Annotated in this window: 5 protein-coding genes and 1 pseudogene; 5 read left to right on the top strand and 1 reads right to left on the bottom strand. The window is 66.0% G+C overall.

What is annotated here, in order from left to right; genetic code table 11:
• The first annotated feature begins 231 nt into the window (after positions 1-231).
• The gene (locus ACWC21_RS40265; protein WP_450889659.1) at positions 232-480 is read left to right on the top strand and encodes an SCO4226 family nickel-binding protein; all 249 of its coding nucleotides are present in this window, start codon (positions 232-234) and stop codon (positions 478-480) included.
• 134 nt (positions 481-614) lie between these two features.
• Here ACWC21_RS40265 and ACWC21_RS40260 read toward each other — a convergent pair whose 3' ends face one another.
• Complete coding sequence (locus ACWC21_RS40260; RefSeq protein ID WP_450889657.1) at positions 615-974, bottom strand: carboxymuconolactone decarboxylase; 360 nt, start codon at positions 972-974, stop codon at positions 615-617.
• Between the two features lie 827 nt (positions 975-1,801).
• Here ACWC21_RS40260 and ACWC21_RS40255 point away from each other — a divergent pair.
• From ACWC21_RS40255 to ACWC21_RS40240, 4 genes and pseudogenes are all read left to right on the top strand, one after another.
• Positions 1,802-3,052, top strand: coding sequence for a nucleotide sugar dehydrogenase (locus ACWC21_RS40255; protein ID WP_450889655.1), 1,251 nt, complete (start codon positions 1,802-1,804; stop codon positions 3,050-3,052).
• Between the two features lie 217 nt (positions 3,053-3,269).
• Positions 3,270-4,643, top strand: coding sequence for a glycosyltransferase (locus ACWC21_RS40250; protein ID WP_450889654.1), 1,374 nt, complete (start codon positions 3,270-3,272; stop codon positions 4,641-4,643).
• A 307-nt stretch (positions 4,644-4,950) separates the two neighbouring features.
• Positions 4,951-5,220 (top strand): annotated as a pseudogene (locus tag ACWC21_RS40245) (DUF899 family protein); the annotation flags it as partial.
• Between the two features lie 239 nt (positions 5,221-5,459).
• A partial coding sequence (locus tag ACWC21_RS40240) for a hypothetical protein (RefSeq protein WP_450889653.1) occupies positions 5,460-5,699 on the top strand: 240 nt, incomplete at its 3' end.

Below are 5,699 nucleotides of genomic sequence, written 5' to 3'. Positions count from 1 at the left end.
ATCGACGCCCACCTCACCGGCCAACCCCGGGCCCGCACCCGCACCAGCCACTTCGCAGCACTTCGCCCCGCCGATCAAACGATCGACGGGGCGAAATGAGCAGGCCCCGGATTAACCAACAGCATCATCTCTGATCGCCGGGGCCCTCGACGTCGTACCGTGAGTCGCCCCGACGGAGGCACGGGAGCAGCATGGAAGGTGGAACGGAAAAGCACGAGGAGGTGTGAGGCCATGCCCCGGTTCATGGACGTCCACCACGGAATGAAGGACATCACCGCCGACCAGCTCAGGCAGGCGCACCAGGCCGACCTGGCCATCGAGGGCGAGGAGAACGTGCACTTCGAGAAGGCCTGGGCGGACCCGGAGTCCGGCACCGTCTACTGCCTCTCCGAGGCACCCTCGGCGGAAGCGGTCCAGCGCATCCACGAACGGGCGGGGCACCGGGCGGACGAAGTGCACCCGGTGCCGCTGACGGCCTGAGACCGTCAGCCTGAACCCGTCCGTCTGAGGCCGGCAACGGCAGCCGAACGGAGCCGGCCTCTGGCCGCCGCCGGGCCCGGCCAGAGGCTGCGGGGGGAACAGCTGGTGTTTCCGGGTGCCCCCGGGTGATCCCCTCAGCTCTTGCCCCTGCTCTGCTGCGCCTCCGCCTCGGCGATCGTCTCGGCCTCGGACTCGGCGAGCGCGATGGCGAGCCCGAACGCCTCGGCCATGTGACTGGCGGCGGACATGACACGGGCCGTGCCCACGACGGGGGCGATGGCGACGAGGACATCCTGCAACTGCTCGGTCGTGAGTTCCGCCTCGGCCGCGGCGCCGGCGTGGGCGAGATAGGAGACCGCGGGCGCGTCCATGGCGACGAGCGCGGCGACACGGGTCAGGACGAGCGTGCTCACGTCCATGTGACACCGCTCGAGCGAGTCGATCGTCATGGCGGTCAGCGTGTCGAGAACGGGGGCGTCAGACGCGGTGGCCATCTCGGGTCCGCCTTTCCTCGGAGGAGAGTCGACACCCCTCAAGGTAGGAACACCGCCGGGCCCCGGCCTCACCCTTTGCGGGTGACCCGCGAGCGAATTGTGAAGACAGGCCAACACGGTCGAAACGGTCATCCGGGCGCCCTGCCTCACCCCCCGACCCCACTCGGCAGGGTCGTGACCTGACTGAGAGTAGATTCACAGGTTTCGTTTCGGCAAAGAGATCTACCCATGGCGTACTCTTATTGAACTCTTGATGTTCACACATGAGGAATGTTTGTGAAGATCAGTCAGTCCTTGACGCGCGCTCAGGCAGCGGGCGCACGCCGCTCCCTGACGGTGCGGTGAGTCAACCGGCCGCAGCCGCAACCCGACGGGGAATCAGCGGCACGGTGCTGTAGCGCAGTTCTCGCCTCCACGCGCCCACGCGTCCGCCTGCTTCAGGAACAGACGGTCGCACTTCAGGAGCGTCAGCGCCGAGGCGAAGAATCGTTCCTTCGCACCAGGCTCGACGTACGGACCCAGAGGGGGGATCCAATGTATGGAAATCAGCTGACCCAGGGGGGACTCGGCATCACCGCCTTCGGCGTGAAGACCGGCGGGCGCACTTCGCGCACCTTCGGGCAGGGCCCGGACAGGCCGGTGACAAACAGCTAGCTCAGCGTGAGCGCGCGCTGTGCCCTGGAGAGGGCCGGCTTGCCGCTCCCGTACCGCTTCCTGCAACACCCGACACCGTGACCGTCTGCCGCGGGAGCAGCCAGTCACATTTCAGGGGTGCCGTTTTCCAGGCCGTGCACGCCCACGGCCCGGCTCAAGATGAGGAAACGTTCATGCACATCTGCGTGCTCGGGCAGGGCTATGTCGGCCTGCCCCTGGCCCTGAGGGCCGCCGAGGCCGGACATACCGTGACCGGCTACGAGCCTGACCGCAATCGCTGCGAGCAGCTGCTCGCCGGGCGGTCATACATCGAAGACATCGATTCCGACCGCCTGCAAAAAACCTTGAGCTCCGGCGCCTACACGCCCACCTCCGACCCGGAAGACCTCAAGGGTTTCGACATCGCGGTCATCACCGTGCCTACCCCGCTGACCGACCGCGCCCCGGATTTGAGTTGTGTGCGGGACGCGGCGTGTGTGCTGGCTGAGCGCCTTGAACCGGGGGCCACAGTGGTGCTGGAGTCCACCACCCACCCCGGCACCACTCGCGACGTGCTCATCCCCCTACTCGAGAAGGGCTCCGGCCTCAAAGCCGGACGCGACTTCCACGTCGGCTTCAGCCCGGAGCGCATCGACCCGGGCAACACGGCCTGGAAGCTGGAAAACACTCCCAAGATCGTCTCTGGGCTCACCGAACCGTGCCTGAAGAGGGTGAAAGCCTTTTACGACTCCGTCGTGGAAACCACCGTGCCGGCATCTGGTCTTGAAGAGGCCGAGCTGGCAAAGGTGTTCGAGAACACCTTCCGCCATGTCAACATCGCTCTGGTCAACGAGCTCGCCAAGCTCGGGCACCTACTCAACATCGACGTAGGCGATGCGCTCGACTGCGCGGCAACCAAGCCGTTCGGGTTCATGCGCTTCACACCGGGCCCGGGCGTCGGCGGCCACTGCCTGCCCATCGACCCGGTCTATCTCTCCCACCACGTGCGTCAGCACTTGGGCGAGACATTCCGCTTCGTCGAACTGGCCCAGGAAGTCAACGAACGCCAGCCCTCCTACGTCGTCGACCGGCTTCAGGACTCACTCAACAAGCGCTCCAAGTGCCTCAGGGACGCCCGCATCCTCGTGATGGGCCTGGCCTACAAACCGGGCACCGCCGACACGCGTGAATCACCCGCCCGCCACGTGGTCGACCTACTGGTTGGCAAGGGAGCTGCCTGCACGGTCGTCGACCCGCACATCTCGAGCGCAAACGGCATGCGTCACCTCACAGATGTGACCACGACCGAACTCAAGGCCGCCGACGCCGTACTGGTACTCACCGATCACCCCGAGTTCGACTTCGACAGCGTCCGCGCACATGCGGCCTACGTGCTGGACACACGACGCGCTGTAGCTGCCGCACCGCACGTCGAGCACCTGTGACCCCCACCTCGCCAAGCCCGACCCCCACTCTTTCGGAAAGGGACTTCATGTCTGAGAACTCGCAGCTTGCCCGTACCGGCTCAGCCGCCGGAGCCATCGTTGTCGGTGGGACCATCATCACCGGTTGGTGGCTCTTGGGTATCGCCGCCAGCATCGTCTGCCTTGGTGCTGTACTGGTCCGCGTCGGCTTCCGCCCCCACCGCTCTGCCGGACAGTCGTGAGCGCACCCCGCGGGCTCACCGCGCGCCCGCATCACTCCGGCGCCGTGCTGGCCGGAGCCGTCGTTCTGACCGCCGCTGCGGCCTGGGCAGCTCAGCATGCCATCGCCGCCACGCACTACGGCGACGCCGCTCGTGGTCGACTCGGCGCGGTATGGGCCGTCACCTTCGTGCTGCTGATGACACAAACGGTGATGTACCACTTCGACCGGCCGTTCAAGGCAACCGATCTTATCCGCTGTCAGCTCTCAGAGCTGCATGTCGCTGTACTCGTCCCCGTCTACAACGAAGACGAAGGCTACCTGCGTATGGGTCTGCAATCCCTGCTGAACCAGACGCGTCTGCCCAACAGCGTCCACGTCGTCGACGACGGCTCCACCAACACCGACTACGCGGCCGTCAAACAGTGGTGGCTCGAAGCGGCGGGCAACGTCGGCATACGTACCTCGTGGAAACGGGTTCCCAACGGCGGCAAACGGCACGCCCAGGGGCACGGCGTCATCGCCAGCCCCGAGGCCGACATCTACATCACCCTCGACAGCGACAGTTGTCTGGCTCCCAATGCCGTCGAAGAAGTCCTGATTCCCTTCGGAAAACCGGCAGTACAGTCCGTTGCCGGTATCGTCCTGGCCACAAATCACCGGGTCAACCTCCTCACTCGCATCACCGATCTGTGGTTGCTGACCGGGCAGCTCATCGACCGCTCTGCCCTGTCCACCGTCGGCGCCGTCTTGGTCAACTCCGGCCCGCTCGCGGCTTACCGGGCACCGGTCATCCGCGACAACCTCGACGCCTACCTCGGTGAAACCTTCCGCGGCCGCCCCGTCACGCTCTCCGACGACAGCCTGCTTACCCTTTACGCCCTGTTGCGCGGCAAAACCGTTCAACAGTCCACCGCCGTCGTCTTCTCCGCAATGCCAGAAAAATTCGGCCACCTGTGCCGGATGTACCTGCGCTGGATGCGGGGATCAACCATTCGCTCCCTGTGGCGCATGCGCTACCTGCCTCTGAGCAGCATCGCCTACTGGATTCACTTCATGCGCTGGTTCCAGGTCATCCTGTCCACCACCGTGCTGGCATGGCTACTGCTCGTGGAACCTGTCAGATATCACCACACACCCGACGCTTCATTCCTCCTGCTGCCTTTTCTTATCGGCTGGGCCCAGGGGCTGCGCTACCTGAGCATCATCCGTTCCGATGAACGCCTCCGTTCACGAGCCGTGACCTGGCTCCTGATGCCCTGCGCCGTTGTGTTCGCCTGGACTGCACTGCGCGCAATGCGCTGGTACGGAGCGGTCACTTGCTCCAACACGGGTTGGGGCACACGCCAGGCGGGAGCCGAAGTCTCCCTGGTCAACGCCACTCAGCATTGAGTTGAACCGAGTTGCAGCGGTCCGAGCTGCGTGAGCGGGTCGTCCGGAACTTCGGATCTCCGCCCGTAGCTCGGGACCTGGGCCTCGGAGGGCAGCGCGAACGGGCGCGCCTGGATTTCGCCCGCTGGAGACTCTGGTCCTGCTGAGCGACGACAGCCGACCAGCGGACCTGACCATAGGGCTCAGCCGTTCGGTCTGGTAGACGCCGAGCGGGTTGGTGGGCTCCAGCGACGGCCGGGCGGAGACTGCCCACTTCCGGCAGTGATTTCGGTGTGGGCCAGCCAGGAGGCGGCGGCACGCCCGCGACCGCGGCTGGGACCGGCTGCGTCTGCTGAGCTGCGGGGACAGTACGTTCAAGTACGACCTGGGCAGCGAGGACGAGGACGGCGCGCAGGACTCGACGGTCTCCGTCTTCACCCGTGACGGCGAGGGCGGGATCCGCCACTTCTACTCCGCCCACCCTCGTATGTCCGGTGACGTCGACCAGCGCGGCATCGACCTCCCGGCCCCCGTCTGGCACCTCCTCGACCTGACCCCGCGGGGCCGCGGCGACCGGTACCCGGACCTCGGCCACTGAGGCCGTCGACGGGGCTCCGTTCCCTCATTCGGCGCATCCTGAAATCCCGCAGACACGTGCGCGGATCTCAGTGATTCGACCAAACGGCATTGCGTCAATGCGGAAAAGCGACCTCCAAGCGGGTCATGATCGAAGTGCGGCCGTCCTCGCGCCCCCCGAGGATAACGACGAAGGGCGGAGCGCGGAGCTTGCGACAGCCGAGCACTCCGCCGAGTCATGCGTCAAAGAAAGAGGGAACCATGACGGCAACGACGGAGACTCCCACTCGGGAAAAGGCGGGAGCAGGCCAGGAAGAGTTCGGTGAGGAATCCGCTTTCGGCCCGCTCCTGCTGGCAACCCTGCTGGCCCGTCGTGAGGAGCGCGGCGAGGAGTCGGTCATCGAGCACCCGCTTCTCCTCGCCGCGCTCATGCACCGCCGCGAGGAGCGCAACGAACCCCTGATCCAGCACCCCCTCCTGCTCGCCGCACTCATGCACCGC

The sequence above is a fragment of the Streptomyces sp. NPDC001348 genome, assembly GCF_053597535.1.
This window is presented reverse-complemented; position numbering and strand designations above follow the sequence as displayed.

Coding starts and splice junctions, on each gene's coding strand:
- ACWC21_RS40265 (WP_450889659.1), top strand. CDS start 232: ATGCCCCGGTTCATGGACGTCCACCACGGAATGAAGGACATCACCGCC.
- ACWC21_RS40260 (WP_450889657.1), bottom strand. CDS start 974: ATGGCCACCGCGTCTGACGCCCCCGTTCTCGACACGCTGACCGCCATG.
- ACWC21_RS40255 (WP_450889655.1), top strand. CDS start 1,802: ATGCACATCTGCGTGCTCGGGCAGGGCTATGTCGGCCTGCCCCTGGCC.